The organism is Aidingimonas halophila, assembly GCF_900106955.1.
GTDB classification, from domain to species: domain Bacteria; phylum Pseudomonadota; class Gammaproteobacteria; order Pseudomonadales; family Halomonadaceae; genus Aidingimonas; species Aidingimonas halophila.
This window is the reverse complement of record NZ_FNNI01000003.1, coordinates 224,814-245,514: the sequence shown is the minus strand read 5'-3', so window position 1 is coordinate 245,514 and position 20,701 is coordinate 224,814. Positions and strand designations below refer to the sequence as shown.

The window sequence follows — 20,701 nt, the reverse complement described above, 5'->3', positions numbered from 1 at the left end:
ACTCATGGCGGAAACATCTACCGTCGCTCGACCCTATGCCAAGGCGGCTTTCGAATACGCACGCGGTAACGATGCGCTTTTAGCGTGGTCAGAGTGGCTTGATGCATTGGGCCGAGTCGTAGCCGACCGCGAGATGCAGAAGGTGATTGCTCATCCCAAGCTGAGTTCTGCCCGTAAGGTGGAACTGCTGGTCGAGATTGCTGGTATCGAGATCGACGAATCGGCTCGACGCTTTCTCGATATATTGGGAGAAAAAGATCGGTTATTGGCATTAGGAGCGATTGCAACGCAATTCGAACACTTCCGTGCCGATTTCGAGCAGCGTACCGATGTCACCATCGTATCGGCATTCGAGTTGGAGGCTGAGCAGCAGGACAAGCTTGGTACCGCTCTCAAGAAACGTCTCAATCGCGAAATCTCCATTACTACTCAGGTGGATAAGTCCTTGTTGGGGGGAGTGATCCTGCGGGCCGGTGATACCGTCATTGACGGGTCGGTTCGTGGTCGATTGAACCGCCTCCGCGAAGCGCTTTCCGTCTGAGCCATGAGGGACATGGCATGCAGCAACTGAATCCGTCCGAGATCAGCGACATGATCAAGCAGCGTATCGAAAAGCTTGATGTCGCATCCGAAGCCCGCAATCAGGGAACTATCGTCAGCGTTTTCGATGGTATCGTACGAATCCATGGCCTCGAAGACGCCATGTTCGGAGAAATGATCGAGTTTCCCGGTGGCATCTACGGCATGACGCTCAATCTGGAGCGTGATTCCGTGGGTGCTGTGGTACTGGGTGACTATCTGAAGCTCGAAGAGGGGATGACCGCCCAGTGTACCGGTCGCGTTCTCGAGGTGCCGGTCGGTCCTGAACTGATCGGTCGTGTGGTCGATGCGCTGGGAAATCCCATCGATGGGAAAGGCGATATCGACACCAAGGAGACCGATGCCGTAGAAAAGGTCGCCCCCGGTGTCATCACCCGTCAATCCGTCGATGAACCGGTTCAGACCGGTCTCAAGTCGATCGACTCCATGGTGCCGATCGGCCGCGGTCAGCGTGAGTTGATCATCGGTGACCGTCAGATCGGCAAGTCCGCTATTGCCGTCGACACCATCATCAACCAGAAAGGCAAGGACATTACCTGTGTCTATGTGGCCATCGGCCAGAAGCAGTCGACCATTGCTCAGGTGGTGAACAAGCTTGAAGAGCATGGCGCGATGGATCATACCATCGTTGTATCTGCCGGAGCGTCCGATCCGGCACCGATGCAGTTCCTGGCCGCCTATGCCGGTTGCACGATGGGTGAGTATTTTCGTGACCGCGGCGAGGATGCCCTGATCGTCTATGACGATCTCTCCAAGCAGGCCGTCGCATATCGTCAAACGTCGCTCCTGCTGCGTCGCCCGCCGGGTCGTGAAGCATTCCCTGGTGATGTTTTCTATCTGCACTCCCGTCTCCTGGAGCGCGCTGCACGCGTCAATGCCGACTACGTGGAAAAGTTCACCAATGGGAAAGTCAAGGGTAAGACAGGTTCCTTGACGGCCTTGCCGATCATCGAAACGCAAGGGGGTGACGTATCGGCCTTCGTACCGACCAACGTCATCTCGATCACCGATGGTCAGATCTTCCTGGAGACCAACCTGTTCAACTCCGGGGTTCGTCCGGCCATCAATGCGGGGCTATCGGTATCTCGCGTGGGGGGCTCGGCTCAGACCAAGATCATCAAGAAGCTCGGCGGTACCGTGCGACTGGCATTGGCTCAGTACCGCGAACTGGCGGCATTTTCCCAGTTCGCTTCCGATCTGGATGAAGCGACTCGCAAACAACTCGAGCACGGCCAGCGTGTTACCGAACTGATGAAACAGAATCAGTATGCACCAATGTCCGTGGCCGAAATGGCGCTATCTCTGTATGCCGCCAATGAAGGATTCCTGGACGATGTCGAGGTCGACAAGGTCCTGGATTTCGAGCAGTCACTGCATGCTTACATGCAGGCAGAGCACGGCGAACTGCTCGACAAGATCAATCAGAGCGGTGATTTCGACGATGAAATTCAGAGCGGCCTGAAGGCCGGTCTCGAGAAGTTCAAGGCCACTCAGAGCTGGTAATCGGGGTGTCCGGGACAGGAAGACATCCTGTCCCGGACGGACAGTCTCTGATGGCTATGAACCAGAGGTAGGTCGCTATGGCAGCTGCTAAGGAAATACGCTCTCAGATCGGGAGCATCAAGAACACGCAGAAGATCACCAGCGCCATGGAGATGGTGGCTGCGTCGAAAATGCGCAAGGCTCAGGATCGTATGAAAGCGAGCCAGCCTTATGCCCGCCAGATCCGTAATGTTGTTGCTCATGTCGCCGATGCCAACCCGGAATATCAGCACGACTATATGATCGAACGCGAGGCCAAACGCGTCGGATTCATCGTGGTGTCTTCCGATCGTGGATTGTGCGGTGGTCTGAACACCAACCTGTTCAAACAGGTATTGAAAGAGTCACAAGCCTGGCGTGATGAGGGAGCAGAACTGGAGTTCTGCGCTCTCGGGAGCAAGGCCAGTGCATTCTTCCGGAAGTACGGTGGTCAACTGGTAGCGGCTCATAACGGGTTGGGCGAAGCACCGGAAGTCGAGGATCTGATCGGTAGTATCAAGATTCTGTTGGAGGCGTATGACGAAGGTCGTCTGGATCGTCTCTTTGTGGTGCATAACGAGTTCGTCAACACCATGACTCAGAAACCGGTGGTACGGCAGTTGTTACCCCTGTCGACCGAGATGGGCGATGAAGAGACGGGTGACAATGAAAACAGCCGTCCCGGAAGCTGGGATTACCTGTATGAACCGGATGCCAAGGTGCTGCTGGATCGGCTGTTGGTACGTTTCATTGAATCGCAAGTCTATCAGGCCGTTGTCGAGAACGTGGCCTGTGAACAAGCGGCGCGAATGATTGCCATGAAGAGCGCTACCGACAATGCCGGTAACCTGATCGATGAACTGGAGTTGGTGTATAACAAGGCCCGCCAAGCTGCCATCACCCAGGAGATTTCCGAGATCGTCGGTGGCGCCGCTGCCGTATAGCGCCAGGGGAGGAAGAGACAGTTCTCCTTCCCGGGTTGTGCAGATTTCATTTGCAGGTATCTAAGAGGAATCAAGATGAGCGGACGTATCGTACAAATCATCGGCGCGGTGATTGACGTAGAGTTTCCGCGGGACAGTATTCCCAAGGTCTACGACGCGCTGACGGTCTCCAATAGTGAGACCATTCTCGAAGTGCAGCAACAGCTGGGTGATGGTGTCGTTCGGACCATCGCAATGGGTTCCACCGAAGGACTCAAGCGTGGTATCGAGGTCGAAGGCACCGGTGCTGCCATCTCTGTTCCGGTTGGAAAGGAAACGCTCGGCCGGATCATGAACGTACTTGGACAACCAATCGATGAAGCTGGAGAGATCGGTGAACAGGAACGTCTCCCGATTCACCGCAAGGCACCGAGTTATGCAGAGCAGTCGGTATCCAGTGAATTGCTCGAGACCGGTATCAAGGTGATCGATCTCATCTGTCCCTTCGCCAAAGGCGGTAAGGTCGGCTTGTTCGGTGGTGCCGGTGTCGGCAAGACGGTCAACATGATGGAACTGATCCGCAACATCGCGACCGAGCATAGTGGTTACTCGGTGTTCGCCGGTGTTGGTGAGCGTACCCGTGAGGGGAACGACTTCTATCATGAGATGACCGAATCCAACGTTCTGGACAAGGTATCGTTGGTCTACGGTCAGATGAACGAACCCCCCGGTAACCGTCTGCGTGTGGCACTGACGGGTCTGACTGTCGCTGAGAAGTTCCGTGACGAAGGCCGTGACGTTCTGTTGTTCATCGACAACATTTATCGTTATACCCTTGCTGGAACCGAAGTATCGGCATTGCTGGGCCGGATGCCGTCGGCGGTAGGCTATCAGCCGACCCTGGCTGAGGAGATGGGCGTTCTTCAGGAACGCATTACCTCGACCAAGACAGGGTCGATCACCTCCGTACAGGCCGTTTACGTACCGGCGGATGACCTGACCGACCCTTCACCAGCCACGACGTTCTCGCACCTCGATGCCACTGTCGTATTGGCACGTTCCATCGCCGAGCTAGGGATTTATCCGGCCATTGACCCGCTCGATTCCACGTCCCGCCAACTTGATCCTCAGGTGATCGGTGAGGAACATTACGATACGGCACGTCGCGTACAGCGGGTCTTGCAGCGTTACAAGGAACTGCAGGATATCATTGCCATTCTGGGGATGGATGAACTTTCCGATGAGGACAAGCAGATCGTGGCACGGGCGCGCAAGATTCAGCGTTTCCTGTCACAACCGTTCTTCGTTGCCGAAGTCTTTACCGGTTCCCCCGGCAAGTACGTATCGCTGAAAGAGACTATCCGTGGTTTCCAAGGTATTCTTGACGGTGAATATGACGAACTGCCGGAGCAGGCCTTCTACATGGTTGGCACGATCGATGAAGCGGTCGATAAAGCCAAGGACATGAAGTAAGGTCGTCCAGCAGGAGGACAAGACTATGGCGAAAAGCCTAAAGTGCGAGATCGTCAGTGCCGAAGCGTCGATTTTCTCCGGCGATGTCGAGCAGGTCATCGCCACCGGCGTCATGGGGGATCTGGGTATCCTCCCCGGCCACGCGCCGCTCTTGACCGAGTTGTCTCCCGGCCCGGTTCGAGTCATTCACGATGGCGGTGAAGAGGAAAACTACTACATCACCGGTGGTTTCCTCGAAGTCCAGCCGGAAGTTGTGTCGGTTCTTGCCGATACGGCCGTGCGTGCCAGTGACCTTGATGAAGCGGCAGCTGAAGAGGCACGGCAGCAGGCGCTGAAGGAATTCAACGAGACGGCAGCCGAGATCGATTATACGCGTGCCGCCGCGGAGTTGGCCGAAGCGGTTGCTCAACTGCGAACCATTCAGCAGTTGCGCAAGAAGGCAGGTAAAGGATAACAGGGCGATCGACCTTGTTATATTGGCGCCCTCTGGTTGTAATGGCCAGGGGGCGTCGTCGTTCAAGGACACGCCGTGAGGCGTAAAGGAGGCTTGCAATGTCACTGGAAGAAGCGCTGCAGGAAAGCAAGGAATCGATCCTGGATGCCCTGGCCCAGGATGATAACCGGATGCTGGAAGGACTACTCCCGGAACTGCGATCCGCTGACATTGCTGCGATATTGTCCGATATCGCCGAGGAGGACGAGGATCAGCCAACGGTATTTGCGTTGCTTGAAAGCCTGTCTCTGGAACGACGTGCCAATGTATTCGGCTATCTCTCGAGTGATCTGCAGGCTGAGTTGGCGGAGTTGATGCCCGATGATCGTCTGCTGTTGTTGCTTGAGGAGATGAGTGGTGACGAACGGGCTGACCTTTTCAATGTCCTGGGAGAGGATCGACGCGAAGGGTTGCTTCGCCGGATGGCACACCGTGAGCGAGAGGATCTCAAGCGGCTGGCCAGTTATGAAGAGGGAACGGCCGGGGCGGTAATGACCTCGGATTATGTGGCGATTCCCAGTGACTTGACGGTATCCCAAGCGTTGATGCGTGTTCGACAGACCGCCCCGGATGCCGAGACGGTTTATCAGATCTATATGATCGACGAACAGGGCCGACTCGCCGGAACGATGTCCTTGCGTCAGCTGATCGTGGCGCGTCCAGGAGCCAAGGTCGAGGATCTGATGATCAAGGACGTGATCCAGCTCGGTGTTGATGCGCCTCAGGAAGAGGTGGCGAGGTTGGTCGCTCATTACGACCTGCTGGCGGTACCGGTCGTTGATGAAGAGGAACATCTTGTCGGCATCGTGACCCACGACGATGCCATGGATGTGGTCGAAGCGGAAGCGACCGAAGATATCCACAAGGGGGCCTCGGTGGGGCAGCTCGAGGGAGGTGTCAGTCGGGTGCGCCTGTGGAGTCTGTATCGTAAGCGGATCGTCTGGCTCGTATTACTGGTATTCGGCAATCTCTTTTCCGGAGCGGGTATTGCCTACTTCGAGAACACGATCGCTGCCCAGGTTGCGCTGGTATTCTTCCTTCCCTTGTTGATTGGCAGTGGCGGTAATGCAGGGGCTCAAGCCGCTACATTGACGGTCCGCGGTATGGCAACGGGGGATATCGGTGTCAAGGATTGGGGAAAACTCATGGGGCGAGAGCTCCTGGTTGCCGGTGCCCTGGGATTGACCATGGCGTTGGCGGTAGCCCCGATCGGTATCATCCGTGGCGGCGAGATGTTGGCGCTGGTCGTAGCCACGAGCATGATCTCGATCGTGTTGTTCGGCAGCCTGTTGGGCATGTGTCTTCCTTTTCTACTCGATCGACTGGGATGGGATCCGGCGACAGCATCCGCTCCCCTGGTGACCACCATGATCGACGCATGCGGTGTCGTCATTTACTTCACGATCGCCACCGCCATTCTCATGGGATGACATGGAGGACAAGCGGTAGCTTGGCGTGTATGCTTGGCTGCGATTTATTGTGTACCCAACATTGAGCAGGGATGGTTGACAGGACATCCGAATGGATTGGTTTCAAGTTATCGTACTGGCCCTGGTGCAGGGCATCACGGAATTCCTCCCCATCTCTAGCTCTGCCCACCTGGTTCTGGTTCCGGAACTGACGGATTGGTCCGATCAGGGCTTGGCATTTGATGTCGCTCTCCATGTGGGGAGCCTGCTGGCAGTCATCATCTATTTTCGTATTGAACTGATAAGGATGACTGTCTCCTGGTTGCGATCATGGCGCGGTGCTATGGATGAGGACGCGCGTCTTGCCTGGGGGGTAATTCTTGCGACGATTCCGGTTGGTTTGGCTGGCCTGGCTTTCAAGGATCTCATCGAAACCCAGATGCGTTCGGCCACCGTGCTGGCAGTCAGTTTGATCGGCTTCGGGCTGCTGCTCGGCTATGCCGATTGGCGCAGGCCGGGAAAGCGAAGTGAATACCAACTTCGCTGGCAGGATATTGCCTGGATCGGTATCGCTCAGGCACTGGCGCTGATTCCCGGGACCTCGCGTTCCGGTATTACCATGACGGCTGCCTTGCTGCTCGGATTGAGTCGTGAAGGCGGTGCTCGCTTCTCTTTCCTGCTGTCGATCCCTGTCATCATCCTGGCAGGGGGGTTGGAAACGCGTGAACTCATACTCTCGCCAGTATCCGTTGATTGGCCGGCATTGCTCGGTGGCACTGTGTTGTCGGGTGTGAGTGCCTATCTATGTATCCACTACTTTCTCGCATTCATCCGCCGGATCGGTATGCAGCCCTTCGTGATTTATCGGGTCATTTTCGGTATCTGGCTGTTGTGGTTTTTCGCTTAGAGGTAACAACGATGCTTGGACGCGTGTACAGCTCTTCCCTGTGGCTAGGTATTCTCGTTGCCACAGTAGTAGCGACGTCGGCGTGTACCGATTCTGCCCCGGAGCAGGAACGGGTCCAGTTGGAGGGAGAGATCTTCGGCACGTTCTATCAGGTCACGGTTGTTCAGGATCTGGAGGAGGATGAGGTCGATCGACTGCAGGCAGGGTTCATGGATGAGCTCGAGGCCGTCGATGCCTCCATGTCGACCTATCGGGATGACGCCGAGCTCATGAAATTCAACGGGAGTGAGCCGGGCGAATGGCAATCTCTCTCGAACGAATTGATCAATGTACTCACGATCAGTCAGACAGTAGCCAAGGCCAGTGATGGCGCTTTCGATGTTACTATCGGCGATCTGGTCAATCTATGGAGTTTTGGGCCCGAGGCACGTCCCGAGGAGATACCCGACGAGCAGGAACTGAAATCCCGTCTCGCCGAGGCAGGGCCCGATACCCTGGAAGTGGATAGTGAACGCGGTCGGGCCCGCCGCCTGAGTGACAATTTCATTGATCTTTCGGCCGTCGCCAAAGGGTACGGGGTCGACCGGGTGGCCACTTACCTCGATGAACAGGGTATCGATCATTACCTGGTCAACATTGGCGGGGAATTGACCGCCAAAGGCTATCGTGATGGCAATGACGCTCCCTGGCGTATCGGTGTCGAAGTACCCGATCCCGAGGGTGGGGGCGATGTCGCTCAGCATATTCTGCCGCTCCATGATATTTCGGTAGCCACCTCCGGGGATTATCGGCAATATTTTGAAACGGACGGAAAGCGGTACTCCCACACACTGGATCCCCGTGATGGCAGACCGGTACGCCATCACTTGGCATCGGTTACCGTTCTTCACGAATCCAGTGCCTGGGCCGATGCCTGGGCGACCGCATTGATGGTATTGGGACCGGAAGACGCTTTGGCCCTGGCTCAACGGGAGGATCTGGCTGTCCTCACTCTGGTAGGTAGTGAGGATGACGACGAATGGGAAAGCCATGTGAGTCAGGCATTCGTCGATCATATGGGGATCGATCATATCGAAGAAATGGGCTTGGCACCGCCTGACGATGATGGCTCCCGGAACTAGAATGAATTAGCTCGTGAACAGGCGATCAAGGAGACGAGATGGCGCTCGATGTTGTGATTCTGGCCGCTGGACAGGGCACGCGAATGCGGTCCAAGCATCCCAAGGTGTTGCACCGCCTGGCCGGCAAGCCGATGGTACGCCATGTCATCGATACTGCAACGAACCTTGACAGTGACCGGATCCATGTCGTGATTGGTCATGGTGGCGATCAATTGCGGCAGACACTGGGAGATTGCCCCGTCCACTTTACCGTCCAACATGATCAGAAGGGGACCGGCCATGCCGTCGCTCAGGTCATCGACCAGATACACCATGACAAAGTGCTGGTGCTGTACGGTGATGTCCCTTTGATACGTGCGGAAACGCTGGCGTCGTTGCTCGGCCATGTCGATGAACAACACATGGGGCTATTGACCGTCACACTCGATGACCCGACCGGCTACGGGCGTATTCTGCGCAATGCGGAAGAGCGTGTTACCGCCATCGTCGAGCATAAGGACGCGACCGATACGGAACGCCGTGTCCGTGAATGCAACACCGGTATCATGGCCATGACACGTCGTCAGCTGAAGCGCTGGCTACCGCAGCTATCGGCCGACAATGCGCAGGGAGAATATTACCTGACCGACGTGATTGCCCTGGCCTCTGCCGAGGGAGTGGAGATCGCCACTGCCGAGCCTGGCGATCCCCTGGAAGTCGCAGGGGTCAATGATCGCTCCCAGCTGGCGAGGTTGGAACGTGCCTATCAGCGCCGTACAGCGAGCCGACTGATGGCTGAAGGGGTGGCACTGAGCGATCCCGAGCGCATCGACGTCCGCGGCAATCTGACCTGCGGCCATGATGTGGAAATCGATGTGGGGTGTGTTTTTGAAGGCGATGTCGTGCTGGGAGAGGGCGTCTCCATCGGGCCATATTGCGTGATTCGGGACAGTCATATCGGTGCCGAGAGTGAGATTGCCTCGCATAGCGTCATCGAAGGGGCCGTTGCGTCCGGTTTCAATCGTATCGGTCCCTTTGCCCGGTTACGTCCCGGTACGCATCTCTCCTTACGTGCCAAAGTGGGCAATTTCGTCGAAACCAAGAATGTCAATGTCGGTGAAGCGAGCAAGATCAATCACTTGAGTTATATCGGCGATGCCACCCTCGGGCATGATGTCAATGTCGGCGCCGGTACCATCACCTGCAATTATGACGGAACCAATAAACATCGTACGGAGATCGGTAACGAGGCCTTCATCGGTTCCAATACCGCTCTGGTGGCACCGGTGACTGTCGGTAATGGTGCGACCATCGGCGCTGGCTCGACGATCAGCAAGGATATTGCCGATGGAACACTTGCGGTAGCCCGCGGACGCCAGGTCAACAAGGCCGAGTGGCAGCGTCCCGGAAAATCTCAACCCGAGGATCAATAGGAGAGAACGGCATGTGTGGAATCGTGGGTGCCGTGGTCACGCGTAATGTTCAGGGAATCCTGCTGGAAGGGTTGAAACGGCTCGAGTATCGCGGTTATGACTCTGCCGGCATGGCCATTCTCTCCGATGACAATCGACTCGACCGGGTACGGGCACTGGGTAAAGTGGGTGCCCTCGAGTCGCGTCTGGAACAGACGCCATTGACCGGTAACATCGGTATTGCCCATACCCGTTGGGCCACTCATGGCAAGCCTAGCGAGGACAATGCCCATCCTCATCAGTCGGGCGACAATGTTGCCGTCGTGCACAATGGCATCATCGAGAACCATGAGCGCTTGAGATCGGAGTTACAACAGCAGGGCTATACCTTCACGTCCGAAACCGATACCGAGGTTGTCGCCCATCTGATCGCGCGTGAATTCGACCGCGGCGGTGACCTGCTTTCCGCGGTGCGTGACGCGCTGCTCGTGTTCGACGGGGCGTATGCCATGGGTGTCGTACACCGTGATGAACCGGGTGTGATCATCGGTGCCCGCAAGGGAAGTCCATTGGTCGTCGGTGTCGGTATCGAGGAAGCGTTTCTGGCCTCCGATCCACTGGCATTGCTGCAGGTTACCGATCGTTTCATCTACCTCCAGGAAGAGGATGTGGTTCGGCTCTCCAAGGGAGGCAGGATCGAGATATTCGACCGCAATGGCGATGCCGTCGAGCGGCCGATACAGACGTTCGAACATAGTGATGGGGCGGCCAGCAAGGGCGATTATCGCCATTTCATGCTCAAGGAAATCCACGAGCAGCCGCAAGTCATGACGGCAGCGATGGAAGGTCGTTTGAGCGAACGAGGTGTTCTGATCGAGAGTTTCGGTACCGATGCCGAAGCCCTTTTCGCCAAGGCCGAGCAGATACATATCGTGGCCTGCGGCACCAGTTACCATGCCGGTATGGTGGCGCGCTATTGGCTCGAGAGAGTGGCGGGGATTCCCACTCAGGTCGAGGTCGCTTCGGAGTATCGTTATCGTCGCGTCGTGGTACCCGAGAATACCCTGTTCGTGACATTGTCTCAGTCCGGTGAGACGGCTGATACGTTGGCGGCGTTACGTTTTTCCCGTGATCTGGGTTACATGGGAAGCCTGGCGATATGTAACGTTCCAGGGAGTTCGCTGGTCCGCGAATCCGATCTCACCCTGATGATGCATGCCGGTCCGGAGATTGGTGTGGCATCGACCAAGGCCTTCACCAGTCAGCTCGTGGCGTTGATGCTGCTGACACTATCGCTGGCCAAGGTGCGTGGTGAGGAACCCGAACGACAGGCCGAAATCGCCTCGGCATTGCGTGCATTGCCGGAAGTGGCCAGGCGCGTTCTCGATCTGGACAAGGATATCGAGGCCTTGTCGACGGCCTTTGCCGAGAAACATCATGCCCTGTTCCTGGGGCGTGGCGCCCACTTTCCCATTGCGTTGGAAGGGGCGCTCAAGCTCAAGGAAATTTCCTATATCCACGCCGAGGCGTACCCGGCGGGTGAACTCAAGCATGGACCACTGGCGCTGGTCGACAGTGAAATGCCTGTCATCTCGGTTGCACCCAATGATGAGTTGCTCGACAAGCTGAAATCCAATCTTCAGGAAGTCCGTGCTCGGGGCGGCGAACTGTTCGTCTTCGCCGACGAAAATGTGGGCATTGAGTCCACGGAAGGGGTACGCGTGCTGCGACTGCCCCATGTGGATGAAGCACTGGCGCCGATCATTTATACCTTGCCGCTGCAATTGCTTTCCTACCATGTGGCAGTTCTCAAGGGCACCGATGTCGACCAACCCCGCAACCTGGCCAAGTCGGTTACCGTCGAATGAGAGAGTGAGGCATTGGATTAGCCGTGACGAGCGGGGGACGTTACCATGACGTCTTTCTGGAACCCTGTCAGAAGAGGTTCATGTGAGCGTCATCCCCGATCGTCTTCCTTCTCTCGACCGGGCTGCCGCCGAGCGTGCCGCCCGTCGTCTCGACAACCTCACCAAACCGCCGGGTAGTCTGGGGCGCCTGGAGCGGCTGGCCATCGACCTGGCGGCAATCCAGGGCGAGGCACTGCCTCGAGTAACGCCTCCCAAGATACTGGTGTTTGCTGCCGATCACGGCGTGGCAGTGGAAGGGGTGTCGGCCTTTCCGCAGTCAGTGACCGCCCAGATGGTAGCCAACTTCGTTACCGGCGGCGCCGCCGTCAATGTGTTTGCCCGTCAGCATGGTGCCGGTCTGGAGGTGATTGACGTGGGTGTCGCCACGCCACTATCTCCCGAGTTGATCGGTCATCCACAACTGGTGGACGACAAGGTTCGTCCCGGTACGGCCAATATGGTGAAGACTGATGCCATGAGCCCTGAGGAAACCGAACAGGCTATTGGCGTCGGCTTCCGCGCTGCCGAACAGGCGGTCGCGTCGGGTTATCGCAGCCTCATCGTCGGTGAGATGGGTATCGCCAATACCACGGCGAGCAGTGCCCTGCTGGCGGTACTGCATGATGTATCGCTAGAGAGTGTGGTGGGGATTGGAACGGGCATCGATGACACGTGCCTGGCTCACAAACGGTCGGTGATCCGGCGTGCTATCGATGCCCGATGTGTCGATTCCTCGGATCCGCTGGGCGCTCTGGTGGCGCTGGGTGGGCTGGAGATAGCGGCGATGGTCGGCGCCTTTCTGGGGGGAGCTGCACACCGTCTCCCGCTGCTGGTGGACGGGTTCATTGCGACGGTGGCGGCGTTGGTGGCGTGCCGGTTGTGTCCGTCGCTGCGTGATTATCTGATATTCGGCCATCATTCCAGCGAGCCGGGCCATGGCGCAGCGCTGGCGGCGCTGAATGCTCATCCATTGCTGGATCTTGAAATGCGACTGGGTGAGGGTAGCGGTGCCGCCCTGGCCTTCCCGTTACTTGACTCGGCCTGCCGAATGCTCAGCGAGATGGCGACCTTCTCCGACGCCGGTATCGACGGCGCCGTCACTTCATGACGGTGTCGGTAATGTGGCATTACTGTCCGTATCCGGGGACGAGACGATGATCGAGCCGTTGTCTCTGGGGCTACTCGCTCTAGTGTCGGTTGCCGTGTTGCTGGATCTGGTCCTCGGCGATCCCAGGGGCATTCCGCACCCGGTGGTCGGCATCGGGTCGCTGATTGGCCGCCTGGAACGGGTAGGTAATCATGGCTTGCCGCATGCACGGCGTCTCAAGGGGGCATTGATGACTGCCTTGATCGTGGTGGGCACCTATAGCCTGGCCTGGGTATTACTATGGTTGATGGCGCGATTCAACCCGTGGCTGGGGGTAATGGTCGAGATATGGCTGTTGGCCAGCTGTCTGGCCATCAAGGGGCTCAAGGACGCCGCCCTGGCCGTGGCGAGGCCCTTGAGCGAGGGCAATCTGGTGCTGGCGCGAGAGCAATTGGGGATGATCGTGGGCCGTGATACCGAGTTCCTGGATGAGGCGGAAATCGCCCGCGGTACGGTGGAAACGGTGGCCGAGAATACGGTGGATGGTATTACTGCGCCGCTTTTCTTTGCGCTGATCGGCGGTGCTCCCCTGGCCCTGGCTTACAAGGCCATCAACACGCTGGACTCCATGGTCGGCTACCGCAGCGAACGCTATCGAGATTTCGGTCGAGCATCGGCCCGCCTGGACGATATCGCCAACTGGCTACCGGCACGATTGACAGCGATCACGCTCTGGTTGGGCAGCCGTTTGCTGGGTGGCATGCGCACACATGATGCCTGGGCCGCCACCCGTCGAGAGGCGGGTCATCATCCCAGTCCCAATGCGGGGTGGCCGGAGTCGATGGTAGCGAATCTACTGGGTGTGCAACTCGGTGGAACGAATATCTATCGGGGAGAAATCTCCGAGCGAGCAAGGCTCGGTACACCGCGGGAGACGCTGACGGTTGGGCATATCGATGGCGCCATTCGCCTGATGCATGTCGGCTGGACAGGCTTCCTGATTCTCATGGCGGTGGTGATTCTGCTCAAGGAGGTGTCATGATACCTGACAACTGGCCCCTTCACGGCGGTCAAGCCAACCCATTGCTGGCCCGTTTCGGCTTGCCGGAAACATTGCCTGTACTGGACGTCAGCGCCAATCTCAACCCGCTTGGGCCGCCGACATGGTTGGCCGACTGGCTGGCGGAACGCATGACGACGCTCTCCCGTTATCCTGATCCCGATTATACCGAGGCCAGGACTGCCATCGCCGACAAGGAAGGCGTTGATACCGATCACGTCCTGTTGACGAACGGCGGGGCGGAAGCCATTTTTCTGGCCGCTGCCCTGCACGCAGGAGAATCCGCTGCCATCGTCCAGCCGGGGTTTGCCGAATATCGTCGGGCTTGTGCGGCCCATGGCTTGTCGACGCTCGATATTCCTCTTGCACCTCCTGAATTTTGCCTTGAGCCCGAGAGCGCGTTTCGCGCCTCGGACGGTTGTCGGCTGCTGTTTCTGTGCCGTCCGCATAACCCGACCGGCAAGTTGGTACCGCGTCGGGCCATGGAGCGTCTCCTGGCGCTGACCGCAGAACGCGGCTGTCGTCTGGTCGTGGACGAAGCCTTCATCGATTTCGTCGATGATCCGAATGAAGCGCTGACCCCGCTACTGGCACGGTTCGATCATCTGATCCTGCTACGCTCCCTGACCAAACTCCACAGCCTGCCGGGCCTGCGGATCGGCTATCTGTTGGCTGATCCCCGGATCGTACAGCACGCCAGTACGCTCCAGCCTGCCTGGAGCGTGAACAGCCTGGCGGCCGGATTGGTCCCTGATCTATTGGAGGACCACGACTTTCTGACTCGTACCCATGAGTGGCTGATGACTGAACGACCACGACTGCATGCGGGTCTCGAATCGCTGGGCCTCGAGGTGGTACCGAGCCAGGCCAATTTCTTCCTGATTCGCCATCGTGAAGGAAAAGAGGCGACCCGGGCCCTGCTGCCGGCATTGTTACGTCGTGGCATCCTGATTCGTCACACCGAGAGTTTTGCAGGTCTCGAGGGGGAGTGGTTGCGTTTGGCAGTACTCGATGCCGAAAGCAATGATCGCCTGCTCGCCGCGCTGGTGGAGGTGTTGGACGACATCGGTGCCGGAGATTACGTATGATCGCCTTTGTCAGCGGTGGTGCCCGTTCCGGCAAGAGCCGACATGCCGAGGCCCTGGCCAGAGCCTATCACGCCCAACGTGGCGGACGGCTGGTCTATCTGGCCACCGCCCAGGCGCGGGATGCTGAGCTTTCTGCGCGCATCGATCGCCATCGCCGTCAACGCGGCGATGATTGGCATACGTTGGAAGCGCCACTGTATCTCGATACGGCGTTGGCCGAAGTGAAGCGAGAAGAGACAGTGTTGCTGGACTGCCTGACTCTCTGGTCCAGCCAATGGCTGTACGCCGGTGGGGGCAGTGATGCCGGGGGGGAAGCCATGTTGACGCGGGTACTGGATATGGCCCGAGAACGGCGAATCGCCCTTGTCGTGGTGTCCAACGATCTCAATGAAGGTCTTCCCCCCACAGATAGCGAGACATGGCGCTATCTAGCGTTCCTGCAGCGGCTGCACTCTCTTCTGGCACGAAAGGCCGATAGCGTACAGGAAGTGATAGCGGGACTGCCCATCGAATGGAAAACAGCCAAGGAGGCGATTTCATGAAGCATGCCCTTCATGGGCTGGTATTGGCACTGCAGTTTCTGACGCGACTTCCCATCCCGATAGCCTGTCCCTGGAATGCCGTAACCTGTCGCTGGGCATTACGCTGTTACCCGTTGGTGGGGCTGCTGATAGGCGTTCTGCTGGCTATCCTGGCCGACCTGGGGCAGGCATTGCCGACCCCACTGCTGGCGATGCTTCTGCTCAGTCTCTGGGTGGGGCTCTCTGGTGGGCTGCATCTGGATGGCGTGATGGATGTTGCCGATGCTATAGGCAGCAATGCATCCCTGGAGCAGCGCTGGGCGATCATGAAAGATTCGCAGATCGGCAGCTTCGCCATTCTCTCGCTGGTGTTCCTGCTGGTCTGGAAAGGCATGCTGTTATGGTCATTGCTTGCGATCCAGGCCAGTCCCTGGTCGCTGGTGGCCTTGCCCGCACTGGCGCGTTTCGGAGCACTCGTGCTGTTACGCCTGGCGCCCTGTGCTCAACGAGAGGGCCTGGCCTGGACCTGGCGTCAACATCTGTCTCGATATGACCTGGCATTGGCATTGGTGCCGTTGCTGCTGGTGTTCGGTTGGCAGCCCGGTGGTATCTGGCTGCTGGCGGCACTGTCGGGATTCCTGGGGCTTTACGGTTTGCTGATGGTCAGGCTGTTTACAGGTATCAATGGCGATATCGTCGGTGCCGCCATCGAAGGAGGAGAACTATGGCTGCTGCTCTGCGTCTGGAGTTGGTGGTGGTTCGTCATGGGCTGACCCAATGGAATCGAGAACGTCGTTATCAGGGGCAGCGCGACATCCCATTGCTGATACCTGATGCCTTGCCGGATTTGGATCGGCTACGTGAGTCGTTGCTTGATGAGCATATCGACGCGGTCCATTGCAGCGATCTGTGTCGCTGCCGACAGACCCTGGCTCATGTATTCGAGGGGCGGGATACCATGACACCCCGCTTCGACCCACGATTGCGTGAGCTCGACTTCGGTGACTACGAGGGAAGAACCTATGATCAACTCAAGGATGATGCCGGTTATCGTGCCTGGATCGACAGTCGCGGAGAGCTGGCCCCACCCGGCGGTGAGTCCGCCGAGGTCCTCTGGAATCGTCTCTCGGACTGGCTGAAAGATGTAATCGAGGAGGCACAAAGGCAAGACCACCAGCGTGTGCTGACAGTGAGCCATGGCGGTGTGATACGGGAACTGCGCCGACGCCTGGAGGCAATCGACTTCTGGGGAGGAACGGTAGGCCAGGCACAGGGACGGTGTTTCGTCATCGAATATTATGGTGAAGGAGATTGGCGATGCAGCTCTTCATCGGCGGTGCCTGCTCTGGCCGACGCGCCCTAGTCGCCGAGCGCTTTCCCGACGCTGTCTGGTATCGATTGGTTTCCGGCGAGGAGAGCGAAGGCTGGCGCAACAGTCTGGGGTCGACCCATTCCTTGATCGTGACAGGCTGGGCGGATTGGCTTGACTCGGCTATCGGAGAGGTCGCCGATGATGAGGTCATTCGAGCTCGCTGGCGGGAGCTGCTGTCAGCGCTGGGCCGTGCAGAGACGGATGAAGCCATGACTGTCGTGCTGATCCTCGATGAGATGGGGCGGGGGATTATCCCCATGGCACCAGCGCAACGCCGATTGCGTGATCTCAATGGCTGGTTGGTCCAGGATAGCGTTGCTGTCTGCGAGGCGGTCTGGTATGTCCGTCATGGACTCATGCAACGACTGGAGGGAAGCGGATGATCGCTTGCGGGACGGCTGAATCGCGGCGCACGTCGTCCGGCGTCTTTTCCATGATATCGGATGTCGCACTTATACGGCGTTGCGAAAACGCATGACCCGGCTGTGATCGATGGGATCATCGAGAATATCGGCGTACACACCGAAAGTGCGGCGCAGTCTGTCGACCGTCAGGACTTGCCGGGGGGGGCCGATGTCGACCAAGCGGCCGGCCTCCATGACACCAATGCGGTCACAATTCATGGCCTGGTTGAGGTCATGCAAGGCAATCACCACTGTCAGAGGTAGTTGCTTGACCAATTGCAGGATCGATAACTGGTGACGAATATCGAGATGATTGGTGGGTTCATCGAGCAGCAGGATTCTCGGCTGCTGAGCCAAGGCACGCGCAATATGGGTGCGCTGGCGTTCACCGCCGGACAGCGTGTGCCAGAGACGATCCGCCAGATGCCGCATGCTGACATCGTCGAGGGCCCGCGACACGATGGCATCATCCTGGTCGGACCAGGGATGCAGTGGCGAGAGGAAGGGCGTTCGACCCAGGGCCACCGCCTGTTGCACCGTTATCCGATCGAGAGTCTCCGCCTGTTGTTCGACGAAAGCGATGGTTTGGGCGATGTCACGCTGACGCATCCGGCTCATCGGCACGTCGTCCAATAGAGCGCGTCCGTTTTTCGGCTTGCGCAACCCGGCGAGTACCCGCAGCAGCGTGGTCTTTCCCGAGCCGTTCGGACCGATCAGACCGAATGTCTCACCGGGTGCGACCATCAGACTGACGTCGTCCAGTAACTTGTGCCCGTGGACCGTCCAGTCGACACGTTCAGCAGTCAGTCTCATTGGACCCTCTTCCCTCGAACCAGAATCATGGCGAACGCCGGCGCCCCGATCAGTGCCGTGACCACGCCGATCGGCAACACCTGGCCGGCCACGAGGATGCGCGACAGGATATCCGAGCCGATCAGGAAGACTGCGCCGGCCAGCGCCGAGGCAGGTACCAGCCGGGTGTGCCGACTGCCGACGAGAAAGCGCATGGCATGGGGAATCACGAGACCCACGAAGCCGATCGCGCCGACCATCGAGACCATCACAGCGGTTACCAGTGCCATGACAGAAATCAGAATACCCCGGACAGGCCGCACGGCGATGCCCATCGAGGCGGCACTGTCGGCGCCGAAGGTAAAGGCATCAAGTGCCCGACGGTGCCAGACACAGACCACTAGCCCGCTCAATGCGGCAGGCACTCCCTGGAGCACATCATCCCAACGTACCCCGGAGAGGTTGCCCATGAGCCAGAACAGGATGCCACGCGCCTGCTCGGCACTCGCTGACTTGGCAATGATGAAGGCGGTCAGCGCATTGAAGAGTTGCGATCCGGCAATGCCGGCCAGAATAATGGCCCCCGCGGCCTGAGTGCCACGACCGCCCCCTGTGCCACTGCTGGCGGCATGGGCGAGCAACACCACAAGGCAGAAGGCCAGGCCCGCGCCGACGAAGGCTCCGAGCGAGAGTGTCAGGGCGCCGGCACCGAATCCGGCGATGGTGACCACCACGGCGCCGGTCGAAGCGCCGGCGGAAATGCCCATCAGAAACGGATCGGCCAGAGGGTTGCGCAGTAGTGCCTGCAGCACGACGCCGGCCAGGGCCAACCCGGCCCCGCAGCAGGCCGCGACAATGGCACGACTGAGTCGATAGTTCCAGATGATGCCGGCATCGATGTTATCGACGGCATACTCTGTGCCAAGCAGCCGGTTGGCCAACACCTTGAGGATCGTGTCCATCGGGATCGACGTCTCGCCGATGGCGGTGCCGGCCATTACGGCGACGAACAGAATCAGTGGTGTCAGCCAGGCCCAGGACCATCGAAAACGGGCCGGTAAACGTAGCGCGATGGCGGTATTCATTGATCGAAGGACAGGGTCGACAAGGCATCGGCCAGTGTTTCGAGGCCAAGGATCGTACGCATCGTGGCGCTCATCGCGTGGGCGTCCATTTCAATGATATTGCCGTTCTTGACCGCCGACATTTCGCGGGCCACTGGATCGTTTTCAAGAAATTCGAGCTTTTTTTCGACATCATCGGCCGGATAACGACGACGATCCATGTGGGCCACCACGATGATGTCCGGATCGGCCCGGGCAATCGTCTCCCAACCGACGACGGGCCACTCCTCGTCCGATTCAACCACATTGCGGATGCCGAGTTTATCCATCATGTAGCCCGGCGCCCCGAGTTGGCCGGCGACATAGGGATCGGCAACTTGCTCGGGAGAGGAGAACCAGAACACCGCCGACAGATCCTCCGGCAGTTCGAGACGTTCCGCTCGAGCGACGGCTTCCTTCTCGCGTGCCTCGAAGTCGGCCACTAGCGCGTCTCCGGCATCCTGGACATCGAAGATCGTGGCAAGCTCGGTGATGCCCTTGTAGACCGAATCGGGAGAGAAAGCGTCAGTGCGGGTCCCGTCGCCGCCCGTGGTATTGTCCTTGGTATCACAATCGGCAGGCATGATGTAGGTGGCGATACCCAGGTCGTGAAACTGCTCCCGGGTCGCGACGCTGCCGGAAGGGCCAACGTGCCACTCATATTGAGCGGCGACGAGCTCGGGCTTCTTGTTGACCACCGCCTCGAAACTCGGATCATTGTCGGCGATTCGTTCGATGTCGGCATTGACGTCGCGGAACTCCGGCAACACCGGATTGAACCAGACCGAGGTCCCCGTGACGCGATCGGACAGTCCCAGGGCATAGAGAATTTCGGTGGCCGATTGACCGACGGTGACTATGTTATCAGGTGCCGATTGAAAGCTGATTTCCTGACCGCAATTGGACAGCGTCAGCGGATAGGACGTGGTGTCGGCCAGGACATTGGCGGCGGGCAACAAGCATAGCGTTGCCAGTACCTTGCCGGTGAATTTCATGTATTTTCCTGTATATCAATAAGTTGAAAAATCCTATAAACCATGAATGCAACAAGAGCGAGTCAACGTATTCTCCATACTAGATGCCTCGATTGCTACCGGCGTCATTCATTTAGTGTTATGTTATAATATAACTTAATGTTAATGAATCCCTCTCCCGACGTCCAGCGCTGGGGTCGCCGGACACCAAGCGATGGGGACGACGCCCTAGATTGCTTCTATCGTGCGAATTACTTTAGGATGGTGTTTCTGGGGACGGGTGCTCCTGTTTGCAGGAGATAATCGGGAAGTATGGTGCGGCGCATCAGCCAATCCCATCGCTGCCCCCGCAACGGTAATAAGAGCATCACCTGCGAGAACCACTGGCATGGCCGGGAAGGTGCAGGTGTCGTCGTGTGCCTACGTATACGTCCTCTTGAGCCCGGAGACCGGCCCGTCGATTCGTTTCATCTGGTAACGGTGCGGTGGGCACCGGGATAGCTTATGTTTTTGATCCCTCACTTGTCTTGCCGACGAGTCTGTCGTTCGGGCCGG

At 58.2% G+C, this 20,701-nt stretch carries 20 protein-coding genes and 1 riboswitch; of the genes, 17 read left to right on the top strand and 3 right to left on the bottom strand.

Annotated features, from left to right (window positions below; translation table 11 throughout):
* The first annotated feature begins 4 nt into the window (after positions 1–4).
* The 17 genes from BLW01_RS07085 to BLW01_RS07005 all read left to right on the top strand — a co-directional run bounded on the left by BLW01_RS07085 (position 5) and on the right by BLW01_RS07005 (position 17,256).
* Positions 5–541, top strand: coding sequence for a F0F1 ATP synthase subunit delta (locus tag BLW01_RS07085; RefSeq protein ID WP_092568801.1), 537 nt, complete (start codon positions 5–7; stop codon positions 539–541).
* 17 nt (positions 542–558) lie between these two features.
* The gene (gene atpA / locus BLW01_RS07080) at positions 559–2,103 is read left to right on the top strand and encodes a F0F1 ATP synthase subunit alpha (RefSeq protein WP_092568800.1); all 1,545 of its coding nucleotides are present in this window, start codon (positions 559–561) and stop codon (positions 2,101–2,103) included.
* A 77-nt stretch (positions 2,104–2,180) separates the two neighbouring features.
* A complete protein-coding gene (atpG, locus tag BLW01_RS07075) occupies positions 2,181–3,065 on the top strand; it encodes a F0F1 ATP synthase subunit gamma (protein WP_092568799.1) in 885 nt (294 codons plus the stop codon).
* 75 nt (positions 3,066–3,140) lie between these two features.
* Positions 3,141–4,517: a F0F1 ATP synthase subunit beta gene (gene atpD, locus BLW01_RS07070; protein WP_092568798.1), complete on the top strand. Its 1,377-nt coding sequence runs from the start codon at positions 3,141–3,143 to the stop codon at positions 4,515–4,517.
* Between the two features lie 25 nt (positions 4,518–4,542).
* The gene (locus BLW01_RS07065) at positions 4,543–4,971 is read left to right on the top strand and encodes a F0F1 ATP synthase subunit epsilon (protein WP_092568797.1); all 429 of its coding nucleotides are present in this window, start codon (positions 4,543–4,545) and stop codon (positions 4,969–4,971) included.
* Between the two features lie 98 nt (positions 4,972–5,069).
* Positions 5,070–6,440 carry a magnesium transporter gene (mgtE, locus tag BLW01_RS07060; RefSeq protein ID WP_092568796.1) on the top strand — a complete coding sequence of 457 codons (1,371 nt, stop codon included), beginning with the start codon at positions 5,070–5,072 and terminating at the stop codon, positions 6,438–6,440.
* A gap of 91 nt (positions 6,441–6,531) precedes the next feature.
* The gene (locus tag BLW01_RS07055; RefSeq protein ID WP_092568795.1) at positions 6,532–7,326 is read left to right on the top strand and encodes an undecaprenyl-diphosphate phosphatase; all 795 of its coding nucleotides are present in this window, start codon (positions 6,532–6,534) and stop codon (positions 7,324–7,326) included.
* A gap of 11 nt (positions 7,327–7,337) precedes the next feature.
* Positions 7,338–8,447: an FAD:protein FMN transferase gene (locus BLW01_RS07050; protein WP_092568794.1), complete on the top strand. Its 1,110-nt coding sequence runs from the start codon at positions 7,338–7,340 to the stop codon at positions 8,445–8,447.
* A 38-nt stretch (positions 8,448–8,485) separates the two neighbouring features.
* Entirely contained in the window at positions 8,486–9,859 is a 1,374-nt protein-coding gene (gene glmU / locus BLW01_RS07045; RefSeq protein ID WP_092568793.1) for a bifunctional UDP-N-acetylglucosamine diphosphorylase/glucosamine-1-phosphate N-acetyltransferase GlmU, read from the top strand.
* A gap of 11 nt (positions 9,860–9,870) precedes the next feature.
* Positions 9,871–11,706 (top strand): glutamine--fructose-6-phosphate transaminase (isomerizing), encoded by a 1,836-nt coding sequence (gene glmS / locus BLW01_RS07040; protein WP_092568792.1) that lies wholly within the window; start codon positions 9,871–9,873, stop codon positions 11,704–11,706.
* Between the two features lie 82 nt (positions 11,707–11,788).
* Entirely contained in the window at positions 11,789–12,853 is a 1,065-nt protein-coding gene (gene cobT, locus BLW01_RS07035) for a nicotinate-nucleotide--dimethylbenzimidazole phosphoribosyltransferase (RefSeq protein WP_092568791.1), read from the top strand.
* A gap of 46 nt (positions 12,854–12,899) precedes the next feature.
* A complete protein-coding gene (gene cbiB / locus BLW01_RS07030) occupies positions 12,900–13,874 on the top strand; it encodes an adenosylcobinamide-phosphate synthase CbiB (RefSeq protein WP_092568790.1) in 975 nt (324 codons plus the stop codon).
* Positions 13,871–14,980 (top strand): threonine-phosphate decarboxylase CobD, encoded by a 1,110-nt coding sequence (gene cobD / locus BLW01_RS07025; protein WP_092568789.1) that lies wholly within the window; start codon positions 13,871–13,873, stop codon positions 14,978–14,980. The genes cbiB and cobD overlap by 4 nt, the downstream gene beginning before the upstream one ends.
* The gene (locus BLW01_RS07020; protein WP_092568788.1) at positions 14,977–15,522 is read left to right on the top strand and encodes a bifunctional adenosylcobinamide kinase/adenosylcobinamide-phosphate guanylyltransferase; all 546 of its coding nucleotides are present in this window, start codon (positions 14,977–14,979) and stop codon (positions 15,520–15,522) included. The genes cobD and BLW01_RS07020 overlap by 4 nt, the downstream gene beginning before the upstream one ends.
* Entirely contained in the window at positions 15,519–16,274 is a 756-nt protein-coding gene (locus tag BLW01_RS07015; protein WP_092568787.1) for an adenosylcobinamide-GDP ribazoletransferase, read from the top strand. Before BLW01_RS07020 ends, BLW01_RS07015 begins: the two co-directional genes overlap by 4 nt.
* Complete coding sequence (locus tag BLW01_RS07010; protein WP_092568786.1) at positions 16,226–16,864, top strand: histidine phosphatase family protein; 639 nt, start codon at positions 16,226–16,228, stop codon at positions 16,862–16,864. Before BLW01_RS07015 ends, BLW01_RS07010 begins: the two co-directional genes overlap by 49 nt.
* A complete protein-coding gene (locus BLW01_RS07005) occupies positions 16,819–17,256 on the top strand; it encodes a bifunctional adenosylcobinamide kinase/adenosylcobinamide-phosphate guanylyltransferase (RefSeq protein ID WP_092568785.1) in 438 nt (145 codons plus the stop codon). Before BLW01_RS07010 ends, BLW01_RS07005 begins: the two co-directional genes overlap by 46 nt.
* 69 nt (positions 17,257–17,325) lie before the next feature.
* Here the strand turns inward: BLW01_RS07005 and BLW01_RS07000 are convergent, their stop codons facing one another.
* From BLW01_RS07000 to BLW01_RS06990, 3 genes are read right to left on the bottom strand one after another with little or no spacing between them, the layout of a single operon-like run.
* Positions 17,326–18,090, bottom strand: a complete 765-nt coding sequence (locus tag BLW01_RS07000; protein WP_092568784.1) for an ABC transporter ATP-binding protein — start codon at positions 18,088–18,090, stop codon at positions 17,326–17,328.
* Positions 18,087–19,154: a FecCD family ABC transporter permease gene (locus BLW01_RS06995; RefSeq protein WP_092568783.1), complete on the bottom strand. Its 1,068-nt coding sequence runs from the start codon at positions 19,152–19,154 to the stop codon at positions 18,087–18,089. The genes BLW01_RS07000 and BLW01_RS06995 overlap by 4 nt, the downstream gene beginning before the upstream one ends.
* Complete coding sequence (locus BLW01_RS06990) at positions 19,151–20,167, bottom strand: ABC transporter substrate-binding protein (protein ID WP_092568782.1); 1,017 nt, start codon at positions 20,165–20,167, stop codon at positions 19,151–19,153. The genes BLW01_RS06995 and BLW01_RS06990 overlap by 4 nt, the downstream gene beginning before the upstream one ends.
* Positions 20,168–20,407: 240 nt before the next feature.
* A riboswitch (cobalamin riboswitch) is annotated at positions 20,408–20,618 on the top strand.
* The last annotated feature ends 83 nt before the right edge of the window (positions 20,619–20,701 follow it).

What these genes read in the sequence shown, in the direction of transcription:
- BLW01_RS07000 (WP_092568784.1), bottom strand. Translation starts at nt 18,090, where the DNA reads ATGAGACTGACTGCTGAACGTGTCGACTGGACGGTCCACGGGCACAAG.
- BLW01_RS07065 (WP_092568797.1), top strand. Translation starts at nt 4,543, where the DNA reads ATGGCGAAAAGCCTAAAGTGCGAGATCGTCAGTGCCGAAGCGTCGATT.
- BLW01_RS06990 (WP_092568782.1), bottom strand. Translation starts at nt 20,167, where the DNA reads ATGAAATTCACCGGCAAGGTACTGGCAACGCTATGCTTGTTGCCCGCC.
- BLW01_RS07005 (WP_092568785.1), top strand. Translation starts at nt 16,819, where the DNA reads ATGCAGCTCTTCATCGGCGGTGCCTGCTCTGGCCGACGCGCCCTAGTC.
- BLW01_RS07085 (WP_092568801.1), top strand. Translation starts at nt 5, where the DNA reads ATGGCGGAAACATCTACCGTCGCTCGACCCTATGCCAAGGCGGCTTTC.
- BLW01_RS07010 (WP_092568786.1), top strand. Translation starts at nt 16,226, where the DNA reads ATGGCTGCTGCTCTGCGTCTGGAGTTGGTGGTGGTTCGTCATGGGCTG.
- BLW01_RS07020 (WP_092568788.1), top strand. Translation starts at nt 14,977, where the DNA reads ATGATCGCCTTTGTCAGCGGTGGTGCCCGTTCCGGCAAGAGCCGACAT.
- BLW01_RS07050 (WP_092568794.1), top strand. Translation starts at nt 7,338, where the DNA reads ATGCTTGGACGCGTGTACAGCTCTTCCCTGTGGCTAGGTATTCTCGTT.
- atpG (WP_092568799.1), top strand. Translation starts at nt 2,181, where the DNA reads ATGGCAGCTGCTAAGGAAATACGCTCTCAGATCGGGAGCATCAAGAAC.
- atpA (WP_092568800.1), top strand. Translation starts at nt 559, where the DNA reads ATGCAGCAACTGAATCCGTCCGAGATCAGCGACATGATCAAGCAGCGT.
- BLW01_RS06995 (WP_092568783.1), bottom strand. Translation starts at nt 19,154, where the DNA reads ATGAATACCGCCATCGCGCTACGTTTACCGGCCCGTTTTCGATGGTCC.
- atpD (WP_092568798.1), top strand. Translation starts at nt 3,141, where the DNA reads ATGAGCGGACGTATCGTACAAATCATCGGCGCGGTGATTGACGTAGAG.
- cobD (WP_092568789.1), top strand. Translation starts at nt 13,871, where the DNA reads ATGATACCTGACAACTGGCCCCTTCACGGCGGTCAAGCCAACCCATTG.
- glmS (WP_092568792.1), top strand. Translation starts at nt 9,871, where the DNA reads ATGTGTGGAATCGTGGGTGCCGTGGTCACGCGTAATGTTCAGGGAATC.
- mgtE (WP_092568796.1), top strand. Translation starts at nt 5,070, where the DNA reads ATGTCACTGGAAGAAGCGCTGCAGGAAAGCAAGGAATCGATCCTGGAT.
- cbiB (WP_092568790.1), top strand. Translation starts at nt 12,900, where the DNA reads ATGATCGAGCCGTTGTCTCTGGGGCTACTCGCTCTAGTGTCGGTTGCC.
- glmU (WP_092568793.1), top strand. Translation starts at nt 8,486, where the DNA reads ATGGCGCTCGATGTTGTGATTCTGGCCGCTGGACAGGGCACGCGAATG.
- BLW01_RS07015 (WP_092568787.1), top strand. Translation starts at nt 15,519, where the DNA reads ATGAAGCATGCCCTTCATGGGCTGGTATTGGCACTGCAGTTTCTGACG.
- BLW01_RS07055 (WP_092568795.1), top strand. Translation starts at nt 6,532, where the DNA reads ATGGATTGGTTTCAAGTTATCGTACTGGCCCTGGTGCAGGGCATCACG.